The organism is Pseudomonas sp. HMSC067G02 (assembly GCF_001813485.1).
Lineage (GTDB): Bacteria > Pseudomonadota > Gammaproteobacteria > Pseudomonadales > Pseudomonadaceae > Pseudomonas > Pseudomonas aeruginosa.
Window position 1 is genome coordinate 137,401 of record NZ_KV812642.1, and the last position, 17,955, is coordinate 155,355.

Genomic DNA, 17,955 nt, shown 5'->3' on the forward strand with positions numbered 1-17,955 from the left:
GCGGTGCGTGGAACAGCATTCAATTTGATACGAGGGGCCCCGGTCCCGGAGAGAAACATGCACAACCCTCATGAGAGCAAGACCGACCTGGGCGCCCCTCTGGACGGCGCGGTCATGGTACTGCTTGTCGATGATCAGGCCATGATCGGAGAGGCTGTGCGTCGCTCGCTGGCGAGCGAGGCGGGCATCGACTTCCACTTCTGTTCCGATCCGCAGCAGGCGGTGGCGGTGGCCAACCAGATCAAGCCGACGGTGATCCTCCAGGACCTGGTGATGCCCGGCGTCGACGGCCTCACGCTGCTCGCCGCCTACCGCGGCAACCCGGCGACCCGCGACATCCCGATCATCGTCCTGTCGACCAAGGAAGAGCCGACGGTGAAGAGCGCGGCGTTCGCCGCCGGCGCCAACGACTACCTGGTCAAGCTGCCGGACGCCATCGAGCTGGTGGCGCGGATCCGCTACCACTCGCGTTCGTACATCGCCCTGCAGCAACGCGACGAGGCCTATCGGGCGCTGCGCGAGAGCCAGCAGCAGTTGCTGGAGACCAACCTGGTGCTGCAGCGGCTGATGAACTCCGACGGCCTGACCGGGCTCTCCAACCGTCGTCACTTCGACGAATACCTGGAGATGGAGTGGCGCCGCTCGCTGCGCGAGCAGTCGCAACTGTCGCTGCTGATGATCGACGTGGACTATTTCAAGAGCTACAACGACACCTTCGGCCACGTCGCCGGCGACGAGGCCCTGCGCCAGGTCGCCGGGGCCATCCGCGAGGGCTGCAGTCGCTCCTCGGACCTGGCGGCGCGCTATGGCGGCGAGGAGTTCGCCATGGTCCTGCCGGGCACCTCGCCGGGCGGCGCGCGGCTGCTGGCGGAAAAGGTCCGGCGTACGGTGGAGAGCCTGCAGATCAGCCACGACCAGCCACGCCCGGGCTCGTACCTGACCGTCAGCATCGGCGTCAGCACCCTGGTGCCGGGCGGCGGCGGACAGACCTTCCGGGTTCTCATCGAGATGGCCGACCAGGCGCTCTACCAGGCCAAGAACAATGGCCGCAACCAGGTTGGCCTGATGGAACAGCCGGTGCCGCCAGCCCCGGCGGGCTGAGCGGCGCGCGGCGGCCATGCGTCGCCGGCCGGCATTAAATAGAGGCCGGCGTACTGCCCGCAGGGCGCAAGTGCAGTATACTTCGCAGCTTTTCGACGTTTTCCCGCGAGTGAGCGCCAGCCATGGAAATCAACCCGATCCTCAACAGCATCAAGGACCTCTCCGAGCGCACCCAGACCATTCGGGGGTATCTTTGACTACGATCAGAAGCATGATCGCCTGGTCGAAGTAAACCGCGAGCTCGAAGACCCCAACGTCTGGAACAACCCCGAATACGCCCAGAACCTCGGCCGCGAGCGCGCCCAGCTGGCGCAGGTGGTGGAAACCCTGGACGACCTGACCAGCGGCCTGGCCGATTCCCGCGACCTGCTGGACATGGCGGTCGAGGAAGACGACGAGGGCGCCGTCGACGACGTTGCCAACGAAGTCGAGCGTCTGCGCGAGATCCTCGAGAAGCTGGAATTCCGCCGCATGTTCAGCGGCGAGATGGACCCGAACAACGCCTACCTGGACATCCAGGCCGGCTCCGGCGGCACCGAGGCCCAGGACTGGGCCAACATGCTGCTGCGCATGTACCTGCGCTGGGCCGACAAGCACGGCTTCGACGCCACTATCATCGAGCTGTCCGAGGGCGAGGTCGCCGGCATCAAGGGCGCCACCGTGCACATCAAGGGCGAGTACGCCTTCGGCTGGCTGCGCACCGAGATCGGCGTGCACCGCCTGGTGCGCAAGAGTCCGTTCGACTCCGGCAACCGTCGTCACACCTCGTTCACCGCGGTGTTCGTATCGCCGGAAATCGACGACAACATCGAGATCGAGATCAACCCGGCCGACCTGCGCATCGATACCTACCGCTCCTCCGGCGCGGGCGGTCAGCACGTGAACACCACCGATTCGGCGGTGCGGATCACCCACGTGCCGACCAATACCGTGGTGGCGTGCCAGAACGAACGCTCCCAGCACGCCAACAAGGACACCGCGATGAAGATGCTGCGGGCCAAGTTGTACGAGCTGGAAATGCAGAAGCGTACCGCTGCGTCCCAGGCCCTGGAGGACTCCAAGTCCGACATCGGCTGGGGCCACCAGATCCGCTCCTACGTGCTCGACCAGTCGCGGATCAAGGACCTGCGTACCGGTATCGAGCGCAGCGACTGCGACAAGGTGCTCGACGGCGATCTAGACGAATACCTCGAAGCCAGCCTCAAACAGGGGCTGTAAAGCTGCTGCGCCTGGCCAGGCCGCGTTGGAAAATGGTTCGGACTGCTCGTTTTTTACGATCGTGAACTCCGTGTCCTCGCCATTTCCCGCCTTGCCTGGCCGGCGTTCGCTACGCTTTTCGCCCCTGTTGCAATCCGTTTCCACAGGCAAGAGAGCCTAACCAGGAACCACCAAGACCATGAGCGACCAACAACTCGACCAGCACGAACTGCAACAGGAAGAAAACAAGCTGATCGCCCAGCGCAAGGAAAAACTTGCCGCCGTGCGCGAAGCCCGGGCCATCGCCTTCCCCAACGACTTCCGCCGCGACGCCTACTTCGCGGACCTGCAGAAACAGTACGCCGACAAGACCAAGGAAGAGCTGGAAGCCGCAGCGATCCCGGTCAAGGTGGCCGGTCGGATCATGCTCAACCGCGGTTCCTTCATCGTCCTCCAGGACAGCAGCGAGCGCCTGCAGGTCTACGTCAACCGCAAGACCCTGCCGGAAGAAACCCTGGCCGAGATCAAGACCTGGGACCTGGGCGACATCATCGGCGCCGAAGGCGTGCTGGCCCGCTCGGGCAAGGGCGACCTGTACGTCGACATGACCAGCGTGCGCCTGCTGACCAAGTCGCTGCGTCCGCTGCCGGACAAGCACCATGGCCTGACCGACACCGAGCAGCGCTACCGCCAGCGCTACGTCGACCTGATGGTCAACGAGGAAACCCGCCACACCTTCCGCGTGCGTTCCCAGGTCATCGCCCACATCCGCCGTTTCCTCAGCGAGCGCGGTTTCCTCGAAGTGGAGACCCCGATGCTGCAGACCATCCCCGGCGGCGCCGCGGCCAAGCCGTTCGAGACCCATCACAACGCGCTGGACATGGCCATGTTCCTGCGCATCGCCCCGGAGCTGTACCTCAAGCGCCTGGTGGTCGGCGGTTTCGAGAAGGTCTTCGAGATCAACCGCAACTTCCGTAACGAAGGCGTCTCGACCCGGCACAACCCCGAGTTCACCATGCTCGAGTTCTACCAGGCCTACGCCGACTACGAAGACAACATGGACCTGACCGAGGAACTGTTCCGCGAACTGGCCCAGGCGGTACTCGGTACCACCGACGTGCCCTACGGCGACAAGGTCTTCCACTTCGGCGAGCCGTTCGTGCGCCTGTCGGTGTTCGATTCGATCCTCAAGTACAACCCGGAGATCAGCGCTGCCGACCTCAACGACGTCGAGAAGGCGCGGGCCATCGCCAAGAAGGCCGGCGCCAAGGTCCTCGGCCACGAAGGCCTGGGCAAGCTGCAGGTGATGATTTTCGAGGAACTGGTGGAGCACAAGCTGGAGCAGCCGCACTTCATCACCCGCTACCCCTTCGAGGTTTCGCCGCTGGCCCGCCGCAACGACGAAGACCCGAGCGTCACTGACCGCTTCGAGCTGTTCATCGGCGGCCGCGAGATCGCCAATGCCTATTCCGAGCTGAACGACGCCGAGGACCAGGCCGAGCGCTTCATGTTGCAGGTCAAGGAGAAGGACGCCGGCGACGACGAGGCGATGCACTACGACGCCGACTTCATCAATGCCCTGGAATACGGCATGCCGCCGACCGCCGGCGAAGGCATCGGCATCGACCGTCTGGTGATGCTGCTGACCAACTCGCCGTCGATCCGCGACGTGATCCTGTTCCCGCACATGCGCCCGCAGGCCTGAGTGCCGCAACAGTCCATGGAAAAGCCGCCTTCGGGCGGTTTTTTCATGGCCGCGCGGCGTCCCGGCCGCCGGGCCAGGGGTCGATAGCCGCCGATCCGCCGGCTGACCACGGAAGGTGCGGGTGGGATCGGAGCTTCCCCGATAGCGGCCGATTGATTCCACGCGAAAAAGTCCGAACAATGCCCCATCGTCCGCGAGCGGAGGAAACACCGTGTCCCGAGTAGCTCCCAGAGACAGCGCCGCGCAGGCCGCCAGCGCGGTAGCCGAAAGCGTTCGTTACCAGGGCCGCAAGGCCAGCCGCCAGGGCAGCGAGCAGCGGCGCCAGGCGATTCTCGATGCCGCCATGCGCCTGATCGTCCGCGACGGCGTACGGGCCGTGCGCCACCGCGCGGTGGCCGCCGAGGCCCAGGTGCCGTTGTCGGCCACCACCTACTACTTCAAGGACATCGACGATCTCATCACCGACACCTTCGCCCTCTTCGTCGAGCGCAACGCAGAGGCGCTATCGGCGTTCTGGAGCAGCGTGGAGGGCGACCTCCAGGAGATGGCCGCGGTGCTGGCCGACGACCCCGGCGCCCGTGGCTCGCTGGTGGAACGGATCGTCGAGCTGGCCGTGCAGTATGTCCAGGTCCAACTCACCGAGCGCCGCGAGCACCTGCTGGCCGAACAGGCCTTCCGCCAGGAGGCGTTGCTCAACCCGCGCCTGCGCGAACTGGCCGATGCCCACCAGCGGATTCTCTCCCTCGGCGCCGTGCATTTCTTCCAGGTGCTCGGTTCCGGGCAGCCCGAGCAGGACGCCAAGGTGTTGACGTCGATTATTCTGCAGATGGAATATCAGGGCCTCGTGGACGGGGTCGAGCAACTGGCCGTGGACGAAATGCGCGCCATACTCAGACGGTACCTGAATCTGGTCATGGGCCTGTGACCTGAGCGTCAACCCCGCCATGGCGGGGTTTTTCATACCCGAACCTTCCCTCGGCCAGCCGGTCGCAGGTTGCGGAGGGTTCCTAAGGAGCGTGTGATGAAAGCCTGGCGTTGCCTGGTGGTCCTGAGTTTCCTGCTGTTGGGCGGTTGCCTGGTCACCTTCAAGGAGCCGATACCGCCGCGCGAGGCGGCGCCGAGCCATCTGCTCGGGACCTGGAGCCGCGAGAACGAGTGGAAGGAAGAACAATTCCTGGAGATCACCCGTTCCGGCAGCAATGTCTACCGTGCGCTCAGCTACGTGGACAGCAAGGACAATACCGAGAGCCTGGAAGACTACGGCTTCACCGTCTCCCACCAGGGCAAGCGCTGGTACCTGTCGGCCGGCCTGCCGAAGAGCCTGGGCGGCAACTTCATCATCGCCGGCTTCGAGATCACCGACGGTGACGAGCTGGTGATCTACAACCTCGACGTCGAGCGCATCGTCGAGGACCTCGGCGCCGGCCAGCTCGACGGCGAGACCGTTGACAGCGAGCAGGGCAAGGGCGCGCTGGTGCGCAGCCCGTTGGAGAAGGTCTTCGCCTACCTGAACGATCCCGCCAATTCCGACGTGTTCGTCGAGGCCGCCCGCTTCCAGCGGGTCACCCAATGAGATTGCCGATGAGCCAGCGCAAGGCGCAGAACGACTACCAGAAGATCATCCGCTCCCTGTCCGATCGCATCGTCGAGGCGCAGACGCCGATCCGCGTGCTGGATGCGATCAAATGGGACGACGGGATCCGCCAGGACTTCCTCAAGGGCCGCGGCAAGCATGCGCCGAAGGTCGACCGCGGCTACTACGACAGCCGCCCGCTGGCCTTCGACGCCAGCGCCAAGAAGCAGGAATTCCAGAACATCGAGCGCGACATCACCCGCCAGTTGGGCCAGTTCAACCCGGTCGGGCAGATCATGCGGCGGATGTGCAAGGAATACCGAATGGTCATTCGCATGCTCGAGGCGCGCGGCACCCCGGACCTCGGGCTGATCTCCCAGGAACTCTACGGCTCGGCCTCGGACGCCTTCCATGCCGGCGATCCGACCCTGGCCGACCTCGGCCTGATGCTCTCCGACTACCTGAACAACATCGCCGACCGCGGCGATCTCAAGGACGAACCCAAGACCCTGACCGCCAAGGAGGTCGTGCCGATCCTCCAGGCGCGGCTGAACACCGTGTTCGGCGAGGAGGAGGGCACCATCCGCGTGTTCGAGTCCGACGGCATCGTCGCCGACGCGGCGGCCGGCGCCGACTACATCAAGGTGCGCGCCGACGCCCTGTTCAACGAGCGCGACGTGCGCGCGCTGGAGGTCCACGAGGGCCTGGTGCACGTCGGCACCACCCTGAACGGCCTGAGCCAGCCGATCTGCACCTTCCTCGCCAAGGGGCCGCCGTCCTCCACAGTGACCCAGGAAGGCCTGGCGATCCTGATGGAGGTGATCGCCTTCGCCTCCTACCCGACCCGCCTGCGCAAGCTGACCAATCGCACCCGGGCGATCCACATGGCCGAGGAGGGCGCCGATTTCCTCGACGTGTTCCACTTCTATCGCGAGCAGGGCTACAGCCTGGAGGACAGCTACCAGAACGCCAGCCGGGTCTTCCGCGGCTCGACCCCGGATGGCCTGCCGTTCACCAAGGACCTGTCCTACCTGAAGGGCTTCATCCTCATCTACAACTACATCCAGCTCGCCGTGCGCAAGGGCAAGCTCGAACAGATCCCCCTGCTGTTCTGCGGCAAGACCACCCTGGAAGACATGCGCACCCTGCGCCAACTGGTGGACGAGGGCCTGGTGGCGCCGCCGAAGTACCTGCCGCCGCAGTTCCGCGACCTCAACGCGCTGTCGGCCTGGATGTGCTTCTCGAACTTCCTCAACCACCTCAGCCTGGACCGCATCGAAGCGGACTACGCGAACATTCTCTGACCGTTCCCCGCCGTGCCGGTCTTTCCCGGTGCGCGCGGGCGGTCGGGCGGCAAGCAAGGAGAACGGCGATGGCCAGCCACGAACTCGACTACCGCATCCTCGGCGAATCCATGCAGACCGTGGAGATCGAACTCGACCCCGGGGAAACCGTGATCGCCGAGGCCGGGGCGATGAACTACATGACCGGCGACATCCGCTTCACCGCGCGGATGGGCGACGGCTCCGACGGCAGCCTGCTGGGCAAGCTGTGGAGCGCCGGCAAGCGCAAGCTCGGTGGCGAGTCGGTGTTCATGACCCACTTCACCAACGAAGGCCAGGGCAAGCAGCACGTGGCCTTTGCCGCGCCCTATCCGGGCAGCGTGGTGGCGGTGGACCTGGACGATGTCGGCGGGCGCCTGTTCTGCCAGAAGGACTCGTTCCTCTGCGCGGCCTATGGCACCCGGGTCGGCATCGCCTTCGCCAAGCGCCTGGGCGCCGGTTTCTTCGGCGGCGAGGGCTTCATCCTGCAGAAGCTCGAGGGCGATGGCCTGGTCTTCGTCCATGCCGGCGGCACGCTGATCCGCCGCCAGTTGAATGGCGAGACGCTGCGGGTCGACACCGGTTGCCTGGTGGCCTTCACCGATGGCATCGACTACGACGTGCAACTGGCCGGCGGCCTGAAGAGCATGCTGTTCGGCGGCGAAGGATTGCTGCTGACCACCCTCAAGGGCAGCGGCATCGTCTGGCTGCAGAGCCTGCCGTTCTCGCGCCTGGCCGGGCGCATCTACGACGCCACCTTTCGCGCCCGCGAAGAGGTAAGGACCAACAACGGATGAAGCGCCTGCTGATCCCGCTGCTGGTACTCGGCGCGCTGTTCCTCGGTGGCTGCAGTTCGCTGCTGTTCTATCCCGAGCCGGTGGTGCAGATCACTCCGGCGCGCGCCGGGCTGGAGTACCGCGACGTCACCCTGACCACCGCCGACGGCGTGCGCCTGCGCGCCTGGTGGCTGCCGGCGAAGAAAGGCGTGCCGGTGAAAGGCACCGTGCTCTACCTGCACGGCAACGGCGGCAACCTGTCCTGGCACCTCGGCGGCACCTGGTGGCTGCCCGCCGAGGGCTACCAGGTGCTGATGCTCGACTATCGCGGCTACGGCCAGTCGGAGGGCGAGCCGGGACTGCCGGAGGTCTACCGCGACATCGACGCAGCGTTCGCCTGGCTCGACCAGGCGCCGGAGGTGAAGGGCACCGAGCGCGTGCTGCTGGGGCAGAGTCTCGGCGGCGCGCTGGCGATCCACTACCTGGTCGAGCATCCGCAGCGCCAGGGCCAGTTCAAGGCGCTGGTGTTCGACGGGGTACCGGCGAGCTACCGCGGCATCGCCCGGCACATGCTGGACGGTTCCTGGCTGACCTGGCCGCTGCAGGTGCCGCTGTCCTGGCTGGTGCCCGACGACGACAGCGCCATCCATTCGGTGGCGCGGCTTTCTGGCGCACCCATGCTGTTCTTTCACAGCATCGACGATACCATTGTGCCCCTCGAGAACGGCATCGCCCTGTACCGCCAGGCGCGGCCGCCGAAGGTCCTGCAACTGACCCGAGGCGGCCACGTGCAGACCTTCGCCGAAGCGACCTGGCAGGAAGTGATGCTGCGCTTCCTCGACGATCCCCATGGCTTCACCGGCCTGCGCCGGCTGGCCGAAATCCCGAACCGCGAATCCGCGAAACCCGAAGGCAATCCATGAGCGACCGTAACGTACTCCCCTGCATCCTGACCGGCATCGGTACCATCTTCGTCACCGTCGGCGTGCTCTGGTACTACGGCTACCTGCATTTCGCCAAGCCGCAGGACGCCCTGTTGCTGGCCGACTTCACCATGCTGAAGAGCCTGCCCGGCGAAGATGTGAAGCTGTCCCTGGAGCCGGCCAAGCAGGTCGCGCAGTGCATCGATGGCGTCCTGGTGCTGTTCGACACCGAGCAGAAGGGCCTTTCCGGCGTGCTGGTGGACAACAGGAAGCACGCCGTGCGCTGCGCCGGACAGGAAGTCCCGCAGGAAGTGAAATGACCGAGGTCCGCGTCTGGCAGGGGGACATCACCCGTCTTGCGGTGGATGCCATCGTCAACGCGGCGAACTCCTCGCTGCTCGGTGGGGGCGGTGTCGACGGCGCCATCCACCGCGCCGCCGGTGCCGAACTGGTGGCGGCCTGCCGCCTGCTGCACGGTTGCAAGACCGGTGAGGCGAAGATCACCCGTGGGTTCCGTCTGCCGGCGGCCCACGTGATCCACACCGTCGGCCCGGTCTGGCGCGGCGGCGACAACGGCGAAGCGGAGCTGCTGGCCAGCTGCTACCGGCGCAGCCTGGCCCTGGCCGAGCAGGCCGGGGCGGCCAGCGTCGCGTTCCCCGCCATCAGCTGCGGCATCTACGGCTATCCCTTCGAGCAGGCCGCGGCCATCGCCGTCGAAGAGGTCTGCCGGCAACGCCCGGCGCACAGCAGCCTGGAGGAAATCGTCCTGGTTGCCTTCGATAGCTCGATGGCCGAGCGCTACCAGCGCTTGCTCGGCGAGCGGCCTGTGGCCCGCTGATACCTGGAAAGCTCGGGCCCCGCCCATGAAAAAGCCCCGCCGGATGGCGGGGCTTTTGGGCTTCCGTAGGGCTTATCAGCCGCTGACGGAGGAGCGTGGCGCGACCGGCTTGGCGGCGTTGGAAATGGTGACTTCCACCCGACGGTTCATGGCACGGCCGGAGCTGGTGCCGTTGCTGGCCACCGGATATTCCTTACCGTAGCCACGGGTGGCTACGCGTTCCGGGCTGATGCCGCGGCTGAGCAGGGCCATGCGCACCGAGTCGGCACGACGCTCGGACAGGCGCTGGTTGTAGTTGGCGGAACCGGTGCTATCGGTGTAGCCCTCTACGATCACCTGGCGCTCCGGGTTCTGCTGGAGGAACTCGGCCAGTTGCTGGATGTTGCGCATGGCGCCGGGCTTCAGGTCGGACTTGTCGAGATCGAACAGAACGTCGCCGAAGGTCACCATGGTGCCGCGCGAGGTCTGCTTGGCATTCAGTTGGCTACGCAGCTTGTCCAGTTGCGCGGTGCGCGCGTCGAGGCGGGCCTGGGCGCGCTGGGCGGAGGCGTTCTGCAACTGCGCCTCGGCATTGCGCAGGACGATGGTCTGCTTGGCCAGTTCGATGCGCTGGTTGGTCAGGTAGGCCAGTTGGTCCACGTCGCGCTGGTCTTCGCCATCCTGGTAGGCCTTGTCGGCCTTGGCCAGCCAGTCGCCGGCGTCCTTGGTTTCCAGGGCCGCGACCTTGGTCGCGTCGGGCTGCGACTGCAGCGCGGAGAAGTTGCTGCGGGCCTGTTCCAGGTTGGCGTTCGGCGGCGTGGAGCAGGCGGCCAGCGCCAGGGCCAGCAGGGATACGGCGGGGAGGGCAATGTACTTACGCATAGGGGTCATCCTTAATCACGAATCGACGAAAGAAGGGCGGAATCCGGCTTAGTGCTGCGTATCGCGCATGCCTTCCTCACGCAGTTCCATGACGCCCTGCTGGGCATCCTTCACGGCTTTCTGCGCCTTGGCGGCCTGGGTCTTGCGCTCGGCGACCCGGGCGTCCCACTCGGCCTGCTGCGCCAGGCGCTTGGCCTGGTCGTATTCCTTGTCGTTCATGGCGATGCGCGCCTGGCTCAGCTTGTCCTGAGCGGACTTCATCTCGACCGGGGCATATTCCGGGCCGCCGGCGCTCACCGCGTTATTCACCGCGGATTCGGTCACGGCGAACTGCTCGGTCGGCGGGTTGCCGGCGCAGCCGGCCAGGACCAGGCTGCTGCCTACGGCCAGCAGGGCCAGCTTGAGGCCACGCAGGGAACCGGTGTGTTGCTTGCTCATCGCTTTTTGCTCCATGGGAAATTTCCTCTGACAGGGATGCTGATTCCTTGGCTTTCATCTCTGGCCATTACCGTGGGCGCGTTTCCGGCCCTCCGGTCTTTTCTTCCTGCTCACTGAGCAAGCCTCTGCCAGGCCTCTGTTTCAGGGGCTTGGCGATTGGCCATGTACTTTTAGTGACTCCCCCGCTGGTTCAGGGGTTCAAAAAAAAATCTGAAATTTTCTGACTGAACAGTCGGCTTCCGGCGTGGTCGCGGAACGCCGTCGCTCGTCATGAAAGCCCGTCGTACGGGGCTTTCGACCGTGAAGCGGGCAACCACGGCAGCGTTCCCAGCAGGTACGCCATCGCCTGCTTGTGCTTTTCCCAGGGCAGAAAAAAGCCCCACCTGAGTGGGGCTGGAGGAGGCCAGTGGGGCCTTTCAGAAACGCTTGCGCAACAGTCGCAGACCGTTGAACACCACCAGCAGGCTGGCGCCCATGTCGGCGAATACCGCCATCCACAGGGTGCCTTCGCCTGCCAGGGTAAGGGCGAGGAACACCGCCTTGATGCCCAGGGCCAGGGTGATGTTCTGGACCAGGATCGCGTGGGTGGTGCGCGACAGCCGGACGAATTGCGGCAACTTGCGCAGGTCGTCGTCCATCAGCGCGACGCCGGCGGTCTCGATGGCCGTGTCGGTGCCCGCCGCGCCCATGGCGAAGCCGATGTCGGCGCGGGCCAGGGCCGGCGCGTCGTTGATCCCGTCGCCGACCATGCCGACCCGCGAGCCGTCGGCCTGGCGCGCTTCCACTTCACGCAGCTTGTCCTCCGGCAGGAGGTTGCCGCGAGCTGCGTCGATGCCTACCTGGGCAGCGATGGCGGCTGCGGTGTGCGGGTTGTCGCCGGTGAGCATCAGGGTCTTCACGTCCAGCGCGTGCAGCTCGCGGATCGCCTCGCGGCTGCTGTCCTTGACCCCGTCGGCGACGGCGAAGAGGGCCCGCACGCGCTGCGCATCGCACAGCGCGATGACCGTCTTGCCCTGGCGCTCCAGGGCGTCCAGGCGCTCTTCCAGGGCCGGCGAGCAGAGGCCCAGTTCCTCCACCAGGCGATGGTTGCCGAGGTGGTAGAGGACGCCGTCGATGCGTCCGCTGACGCCTCGTCCCGGCAGGGCGGCGAGGTCCTCGACCACGCCCAGGGCAAGGCCGTCCTCTTCCGCTGCGTTGGCCACGGCGCGCGATACCGGGTGGTCGGAACGCGCGGCCAGGCTGGCGGCGAGCAGGCGCGCATCCGTCCCGTCAGCCTCCGCGATCGGCAGGTAGTCGGTCTGTTGCGGTTTGCCATGGGTGATGGTGCCGGTCTTGTCGAGGGCGACCCAGGACAGCTTGCGCCCGAGTTCGAGGAACACCCCGCCCTTGATCAGGATGCCCAGGCGCGCCGCGGCGGAAAGGCCGCTGACGATGGTCACCGGGGTGGAGATCACCAGCGCGCAGGGACAGGCGATCACCAGCAGCACCAGGGCGCGGTAGATCCAGTCCAGCCAGGCGCCGCCGAACAGCAGCGGCGGCAGCACCGCGGTGGCGAGGGCGATGAGGAATACCACCGGGGTGTAGACGCGGGCGAAACTGTCGACGAAACGCTGGGTCGGTGCGCGGGAACCCTGGGCTTCCTCCACGGCGTGGATGATCCGGGCCAGGGTGCTGTCGTCGGCGCGGCGGGTGACGCGGTACTCCAGCGCGCCCTCGCCGTTGATGCTGCCGGCGAACACCGGCTCGCCGACCTCCTTCTCCACCGGCAGGCTTTCGCCGGTGATCGGCGCCTGGTTGACGCTGGAGCGGCCGCTGGTCACCTCGCCGTCGAGGGCGATGCGTTCGCCGGGCTTCACGCGCACGGTGGCTTCCAGTTCCACTTGCTTGGCCGGCAGCTCCTTCCATTCGCCGCCGACCAGTACCGTGGCCTGTTCCGGAGCCAGTTGCAGCAGGCCGCGGATGGCGTTGCGCGCGCGATCCAGGGACTTCGCCTCGATCAGCTCGGCGATGGCGAACAGCACGCTGACCATCGCCGCTTCCGGCCACTGGCCGATGAGCACGGCGCCGGTCACGGCGATGCTCATCAGGGCGTTGATGTTCAGGTTGCGGTTCTTCAGGGCGATCCAGCCCTTGCGGTAGGTCGGCAGGCCGGCGCCGAGGATGGCCAGCAGGGCGAGGCCGGCGACCACCCAGTCCGGCGCCAGGCCGAACCATTCGACGATCTCCGAGGCCAGCGCCATCGCGCCGGCCAGGGCCAGCGGCCACCAGGGTTTCGCCGGCGCTTGCGAGGGGCCGTCGGTATTTTCGCCGGCATCCAGCGGCACCGCTTGCATGCCGAGGCCGGCGATCAGCTTCTGCAGCGGCTCGACGCTGTCGAAGCGATGCTGGACGCGCAGCAGGCGCTGCATCAGGTTGAATTCCAGCGACTCCACTGCCGGCTGGCGACCGAGGGCGTCGCGGATCAGGCGTTCCTCGGTCGGGCAGTCCATCGCTTCGATGCGCAGGTCGCTCCAGCGCAACTCGGCGTTGCCGGCCAGGGTTCCGATGGCGGCCACCGCCGGGCGAGGCGCGTGGCGGTGCCCATGATCATGTCCGTGACCGTGACAGCAAGTGTCGGCGTGTTCGTGGCTCATGGAAACAATTCCCGTTTGACGTGTTGGGTGCGATTGCACACCCTGTAGCAACTACAGAGTCAAGCGGTACTGCCAATTCGGGTAGCCGCGTCGGCGATTGGAGGAGGGTTGGCATGAAGATCGGTGAGCTGGCGAAGAGAACCGGTTGCCCGGTGGAGACCATCCGTTACTACGAGCGCGAAGGCCTGTTGCCCGAGCCCGCGCGTAGCGAAGGCAACTATCGGCAATACACCCTGGCGCATGTCGAGCGCCTGTCGTTCATCCGTCACTGCCGCTCGCTGGACATGACCCAGGAGGAAATCCGTACCCTGCTGGCGTTGCGCGACCGTCCCGAGGCGGATTGCGGCACCGCCAACCGGCTGATCGACGAGCACCTGCATCACGTCGAGGTGCGCATCGCCGAACTCCAGGCATTGCGCGAGCAACTGCAGGATCTCGGCTCACGCTGTACGGTCGCCGGCAACAGCCAGGCCTGCGGCATCCTCCGCGAACTGGAGCAGCCCGCGCCGCTGTCGCCTATCCCCGAGGAATGCGCCGAGGCCGGGCACATGCACGTTCCCGGCGTGCACCGCCGGCATGGCTGAAGTCGCGCTCAGTGACTGGAGGTGTCCTGTTGCGCGACCAGTTCGTGCAGGTACTTGCGCGAGAGCGACAGGAAGCGTGGGGTAGGGCCGACATCCTCATAGAGCGGATCGCCCTGTTCGTCGGTGGCCACCACCTGACTCCCCTTCACGTAGGGGAAGCTCGCCTCCAGTTCTTCCAGGGCGGCGCCGACCAGCTCGCCCAGTAGTTCCTCGACGCTGCGCCGCGGATACATCTCGTGCAGCGCGGCGAGGCGCGCGGCGCTTTCGACGTCCAGCGGGATGCTGTAGTGGTTGCGGGCCATGCGGCCCTTGGCGGTGTGTTCCCAATGGCGGACAAGCTCACGGATCTTCATGCTGACCTCTTCAGCCCGGTCGTGGCGGGCGTGCTGGGGTGCCCTCGTGGGGCCGTGCCTCGGTGCGGGCACTTCCTTCAGACTAGACCCGATCGGCGCCGGCAGCCTCGCTTCCGGCCCGGCGGCGCCGTACTGGCACCCTGCGGGCTTGTAAGCGCGGGGGCGCCTGAGCCAAGCTGGTTTCCCACCCGCAGTGGAGACAGGTCATGCCGGAAATCGATGCGCGCCTGCGCGAGGACGTCCACCAACTGGGCGAATTGCTCGGCGACACCATCCGCGAGCAGTACGGCCCGCGGTTCCTCGACAAGATCGAGCTGATCCGCAAGGGCGCCAAGGCTGCCCGCCGCGGTTCCGCGGAGGGCGCCCAGCAGCTCACCGCCACCCTCGACGGGCTCGAGGAAGACGAACTGCTGCCGGTGGCGCGGGCCTTCAACCAGTTCCTCAACCTGGCCAATATCGCCGAGCAATACCACCGTATCCGCCGGCGCCGGCCGAACGAGCCGGAACCCTTCGAGAACCTGGTGCTGGAAGAGCTGCTGGGGCGTCTCAAGGACGCCGGGCATGCCCCCGGGCAACTGGCTCGCCAGCTCGCCGGGCTGGAGATCGAACTGGTGCTGACCGCCCATCCCACCGAGGTGGCGCGGCGCACGCTGATCCAGAAATACGATGCGATCACCGCGCAGCTGGCGGCCAAGGACCATGCCGACCTGCTGCCGGAGGAGCGCAGTCGCATCCAGCAGCGCCTGCAGCGGCTGGTGGCCGAGGCCTGGCATACCGACGAGATCCGCAAGGTCCGGCCGACCCCTGTGGACGAGGCGAAATGGGGCTTCGCGGTGATCGAGCATTCTCTCTGGCAGGCCTTGCCGAACGTCCTTCGGCACGTCGACGAGGTACTCCTGCGCAGCACCGGCGAACGCCTGCCGTTGACCGCCGCGCCGCTGCGCTTCGCGTCCTGGATGGGGGGCGACCGCGACGGCAATCCCAACGTCACCGCCAGCGTGACCCGCGAGGTCCTGCTGCTGGCGCGCTGGATGGCCGCCGACCTGTACCTGCGCGATATCGACCGACTGGCCGCCGAGCTGTCCATGCAGCAGGCCTCGCCGCAGCTGCTGGCGCGGGTCGGCGATAGCGCCGAGCCCTATCGCGCCCTGCTCAAGCAATTGCGCGAGCGCCTGCGCGTGACCCGCAACTGGACCCACCAGGCCCTGGCCGGCGAGGTGCCGGCCGCGGAGGGCGTCCTGGAGCACAACCGCGACCTGGTCGAGCCGCTGCAACTGTGCCACGAGTCGCTGCACGCCTGCGGCATGGGCGTGATTGCCGACGGCGCGTTGCTCGACTGCCTGCGCCGCGCCGCCACCTTCGGCCTGTTCCTGGTGCGCCTGGACGTGCGCCAGGACTCGAGCCGCCATGCCGCCGCGCTGAGCGAGATCACCGAGTACCTGGAGCTGGGCAGCTACGACGAGTGGGACGAGAAGACCCGCCTGGAATTCCTTCTCGAGGAACTGAACAGCCGCCGCCCCCTGCTGCCGGCGCACTACCAGCCTTCGGCGGATACCGCCGAGGTGCTCGCCACCTGCCGGGCGATCGCCGCCGCACCACCGGCGTCGCTGGGTTCCTACGTGATCTCGATGGCCGGCCAGCCGTCCGACGTGCTGGCGGTGCAACTGCTGCTCAAGGAAAGCGGCGTCGACTGGCCGATGCGCGTGGTGCCGCTGTTCGAGACCCTCGACGACCTGGACAACGCCGGCCCCTGCATGGAGCGCCTGCTGACGCTGCCGGGCTACCGTTCGCGGCTCTCCGGGGTGCAGGAAGTGATGATCGGCTACTCCGATTCGGCCAAGGACGCCGGTACTCTCACGGCGGCCTGGGCGCAGTACCGGGCGCAGGAGAAACTGGTGGAGATCTGCCGCCAGCACGAGGTCGAGCTGCTGCTCTTCCATGGCCGCGGCGGCACCGTCGGCCGCGGCGGCGGGCCGGCCCACGCGGCGATCCTGTCGCAGCCACCGGGTTCGGTGGCCGGGCGCTTCCGGGTCACCGAACAGGGCGAGATGATCCGCTTCAAGTTCGGCTTGCCGGACATCGCCGAACAGAACCTCAATCTCTACCTCGCCGCAGTGCTGGAGGCGACCCTGATGCCGCCGCCGGCTCCCGAGCCGGCCTGGCGCGCGCAGATGGACCGCCTGGCGAAGGACGCGCTGCTGGCCTACCGCAGGGTGGTGCGCGACGATCCGCAGTTCGTCGAGTATTTCCGCCTGGCCACGCCCGAGCAGGAACTGGGCCGTCTGCCGCTGGGCAGCCGCCCGGCCAAGCGCCGCGAAGGCGGGGTGGAGAGCCTGCGGGCGATTCCCTGGATCTTCGCCTGGACCCAGACGCGCCTGATGCTGCCGGCATGGCTTGGCTGGGAGACCGCCTTGCTGAACGCCATCGAGCGTGGCGAGGGCGCGCTGCTCGGGCAGATGCGCGAGCAATGGCCGTTCTTCACCACCCGCATCGACATGCTGGAAATGGTCCTGGCCAAGGCCGACGCGGATATCGCGCGGCTCTACGACGAACGTCTAGTGCCGCTCGAGCTGCGTCCGCTGGGGCGTCGTTTACGCGACCTATTGTCGCAGGCGGTGCGCGTGGTGCTGGGACTGACCGGGCAGTCGCTGCTGCTCGCCCACGCCAGCGAGACCCGCGAGTCGATCAGCGTGCGCAACAGCTATCTAGACCCGCTGCACCTGCTCCAGGCTGAGCTTCTGGCCCGTTCGCGGCGCTGCCGGGGCGACGCCTGCGGCGGCCTGGAGCAGGCGCTGCTGGTGACGGTCGCGGGGGTCGCCGCCGGACTGCGCAACACCGGATGAGGGAAGGCGGGGGGCAACTTTCGGTGTCTTGTGCGGTGGGGGGGCGCTGTGTATCTTGGACAGCCTTTTCGGCGCCATACAGTGCCGTTTCCTGCAAATACGAGATTGGCCCCACGAGGCGGATCCAGACTTTCGCTTACCAATTCTAAGGAGCATATCGATGCGTGTGATTCTGCTCGGGGCACCCGGTGCCGGCAAAGGCACCCAGGCACGGTTCATCACCGAGAAGTTCGGCATTCCGCAGATCTCCACCGGCGACATGCTGCGCGCCGCAGTCAAGGCCGGCAGCCCGCTCGGCCAGCAGGTGAAAGGCGTGATGGACAGCGGCGGCCTGGTATCCGACGACATCATCATCGCCCTGATCAAGGAACGCATCACCGAGGCCGATTGCGCCAAGGGCTTCCTGTTCGACGGCTTCCCGCGGACCATCCCGCAAGCCGAAGCGCTGAAGGACGCCGGCGTGACCATCGACCACGTGGTCGAGATCGCCGTCGACGACGAGGAGATCGTGTCGCGTATCGCCGGTCGTCGCGTGCACCCGGCCTCCGGCCGCGTGTACCACACCGAGCACAACCCGCCGAAGGTCGCCGGCAAGGACGACGTTACCGGCGAAGAGCTGATCCAGCGCGAGGACGACAAGGAAGAGACCGTGCGTCACCGCCTGTCGGTCTACCATTCGCAGACCAAGCCGCTGGTCGACTTCTACCAGAAGCTGTCGGCCGCCGAAGGCACCCCGAAATACCACAGCATCGCCGGCGTCGGCTCGGTCGAGCAGATCACCGCGAAAGTGCTTTCGGCCCTGAGCTGA

17 protein-coding genes are annotated in these 17,955 nt (G+C 66.7%); 13 read left to right on the plus strand and 4 right to left on the minus strand.

The features are described from left to right. The first annotated feature begins 57 nt into the window (after window positions 1-57). The 10 genes from wspR (at window position 58) to HMPREF2914_RS08595 (ending at window position 9,435) form a co-directional block, all read left to right on the plus strand. A complete protein-coding gene (gene wspR / locus HMPREF2914_RS08550; RefSeq protein WP_003092531.1) occupies window positions 58-1,101 on the plus strand; it encodes a Wsp signal transduction system regulator diguanylate cyclase WspR in 1,044 nt (347 codons plus the stop codon). Window positions 1,102-1,223: 122 nt separating this feature from the next. Beyond that, window positions 1,224-2,319 (plus strand): peptide chain release factor 2 gene (gene prfB / locus HMPREF2914_RS08555; RefSeq protein WP_010895661.1). Its coding sequence is split into 2 segments (ribosomal slippage): window positions 1,224-1,295 and window positions 1,297-2,319, totalling 1,095 coding nucleotides; the frame shifts between segments, so codons are not numbered across the junction. A 178-nt stretch (window positions 2,320-2,497) separates the two neighbouring features. Next, window positions 2,498-4,003 carry a lysine--tRNA ligase gene (lysS, locus tag HMPREF2914_RS08560; RefSeq protein ID WP_003092523.1) on the plus strand — a complete coding sequence of 502 codons (1,506 nt, stop codon included), beginning with the start codon at window positions 2,498-2,500 and terminating at the stop codon, window positions 4,001-4,003. Window positions 4,004-4,214: 211 nt separating this feature from the next. After that, complete coding sequence (locus HMPREF2914_RS08565; RefSeq protein ID WP_003092520.1) at window positions 4,215-4,928, plus strand: TetR/AcrR family transcriptional regulator; 714 nt, start codon at window positions 4,215-4,217, stop codon at window positions 4,926-4,928. Between the two features lie 96 nt (window positions 4,929-5,024). Next, window positions 5,025-5,576, plus strand: a complete 552-nt coding sequence (locus HMPREF2914_RS08570) for a hypothetical protein (RefSeq protein ID WP_023092563.1) — start codon at window positions 5,025-5,027, stop codon at window positions 5,574-5,576. Window positions 5,577-5,584: 8 nt separating this feature from the next. Beyond that, window positions 5,585-6,880, plus strand: a complete 1,296-nt coding sequence (locus HMPREF2914_RS08575; protein ID WP_003092515.1) for a flavohemoglobin expression-modulating QEGLA motif protein — start codon at window positions 5,585-5,587, stop codon at window positions 6,878-6,880. Window positions 6,881-6,948: 68 nt separating this feature from the next. Next, window positions 6,949-7,695, plus strand: coding sequence for a TIGR00266 family protein (locus tag HMPREF2914_RS08580; protein WP_022579727.1), 747 nt, complete (start codon window positions 6,949-6,951; stop codon window positions 7,693-7,695). Beyond that, window positions 7,692-8,597 carry an alpha/beta hydrolase gene (locus HMPREF2914_RS08585; RefSeq protein WP_003110625.1) on the plus strand — a complete coding sequence of 302 codons (906 nt, stop codon included), beginning with the start codon at window positions 7,692-7,694 and terminating at the stop codon, window positions 8,595-8,597. The genes HMPREF2914_RS08580 and HMPREF2914_RS08585 overlap by 4 nt, the downstream gene beginning before the upstream one ends. Further along, the gene (locus tag HMPREF2914_RS08590) at window positions 8,594-8,917 is read left to right on the plus strand and encodes a PA3694 family proteiin (RefSeq protein WP_003092509.1); all 324 of its coding nucleotides are present in this window, start codon (window positions 8,594-8,596) and stop codon (window positions 8,915-8,917) included. The genes HMPREF2914_RS08585 and HMPREF2914_RS08590 overlap by 4 nt, the downstream gene beginning before the upstream one ends. After that, window positions 8,914-9,435 carry an O-acetyl-ADP-ribose deacetylase gene (locus HMPREF2914_RS08595; RefSeq protein ID WP_023092564.1) on the plus strand — a complete coding sequence of 174 codons (522 nt, stop codon included), beginning with the start codon at window positions 8,914-8,916 and terminating at the stop codon, window positions 9,433-9,435. The genes HMPREF2914_RS08590 and HMPREF2914_RS08595 overlap by 4 nt, the downstream gene beginning before the upstream one ends. A gap of 75 nt (window positions 9,436-9,510) precedes the next feature. Here HMPREF2914_RS08595 and HMPREF2914_RS08600 read toward each other — a convergent pair whose 3' ends face one another. The 3 genes from HMPREF2914_RS08600 to HMPREF2914_RS08610 form a co-directional block, all read right to left on the minus strand. Further along, window positions 9,511-10,296 carry a lipotoxin F family OmpA-related lipoprotein LptF gene (locus HMPREF2914_RS08600; protein ID WP_070702816.1) on the minus strand — a complete coding sequence of 262 codons (786 nt, stop codon included), beginning with the start codon at window positions 10,294-10,296 and terminating at the stop codon, window positions 9,511-9,513. Between the two features lie 48 nt (window positions 10,297-10,344). Next, on the minus strand, window positions 10,345-10,749 hold the full coding sequence (locus tag HMPREF2914_RS08605) for a DUF4398 domain-containing protein (protein WP_003092495.1): 405 nt from the start codon (window positions 10,747-10,749) through the stop codon (window positions 10,345-10,347). A 401-nt stretch (window positions 10,750-11,150) separates the two neighbouring features. Next, window positions 11,151-13,367, minus strand: a complete 2,217-nt coding sequence (locus HMPREF2914_RS08610) for a heavy metal translocating P-type ATPase (protein ID WP_023092565.1) — start codon at window positions 13,365-13,367, stop codon at window positions 11,151-11,153. A gap of 113 nt (window positions 13,368-13,480) precedes the next feature. On the opposite strand from HMPREF2914_RS08610, the gene cadR reads away from it, so the two are divergent. Further along, window positions 13,481-13,951: a Cd(II)/Pb(II)-responsive transcriptional regulator gene (cadR, locus tag HMPREF2914_RS08615; RefSeq protein WP_003092490.1), complete on the plus strand. Its 471-nt coding sequence runs from the start codon at window positions 13,481-13,483 to the stop codon at window positions 13,949-13,951. Between the two features lie 8 nt (window positions 13,952-13,959). Here the strand turns inward: cadR and HMPREF2914_RS08620 are convergent, their stop codons facing one another. Beyond that, window positions 13,960-14,304 carry a hypothetical protein gene (locus HMPREF2914_RS08620; protein ID WP_003092488.1) on the minus strand — a complete coding sequence of 115 codons (345 nt, stop codon included), beginning with the start codon at window positions 14,302-14,304 and terminating at the stop codon, window positions 13,960-13,962. Window positions 14,305-14,510: 206 nt separating this feature from the next. Here HMPREF2914_RS08620 and ppc point away from each other — a divergent pair, with 206 nt between their 5' ends. After that, on the plus strand, window positions 14,511-17,147 hold the full coding sequence (gene ppc, locus HMPREF2914_RS08625; RefSeq protein ID WP_023092566.1) for a phosphoenolpyruvate carboxylase: 2,637 nt from the start codon (window positions 14,511-14,513) through the stop codon (window positions 17,145-17,147). 160 nt (window positions 17,148-17,307) lie between these two features. Then, the gene (gene adk / locus HMPREF2914_RS08630; protein WP_003092485.1) at window positions 17,308-17,955 is read left to right on the plus strand and encodes an adenylate kinase; all 648 of its coding nucleotides are present in this window, start codon (window positions 17,308-17,310) and stop codon (window positions 17,953-17,955) included.